The 353-nt window shown below is 59.5% G+C and carries 1 protein-coding gene; it reads right to left on the bottom strand.

What is annotated here, in order from left to right; translation table 11 throughout:
- Positions 1-47 precede the first annotated feature (47 nt).
- Positions 48-353, bottom strand: a 306-nt coding sequence (locus tag KMS84_RS44175; protein ID WP_256921475.1) for an HNH endonuclease signature motif containing protein, incomplete at its 5' end; no start/stop codon positions are given.

Here is a 353-nt window from a genome sequence, read left to right on the forward strand (position 1 = left end):
CTATTTCGGTGCGCTATTGATGGGAATTTATCTCATTTACTCGATGGCTACCAGGACCGGGCAGCACCAGCTTCCTCGGCCTGCTTGACCGAGTCGTGGCAAAGCTTGCACAGCGTCTGCCAGTTGGTCCTAGCCCAGAAGAGCGTCATGTCGCCACGGTGAGGCTCGATGTGGTCTACGACAGTGCCTGCTGTGACGCGGCCAAGGCGCTCGCAGTAGACGCATAGCGGGTGCGCATGTAGCCATCCCTCGCGCGCCTTCTGCCACTTGTAGCCATAGCCACGTTGGGCAGAGGTTTCTTTCGTCGCTCGCCACGAGTTCGTGTTCACGGCCAGTAGGCGATCAGGCTGGGT

Origin of the sequence: Streptomyces hilarionis (assembly GCF_024539675.1) — a bacterium.
GTDB lineage: Bacteria > Actinomycetota > Actinomycetes > Streptomycetales > Streptomycetaceae > Streptomyces > Streptomyces hilarionis.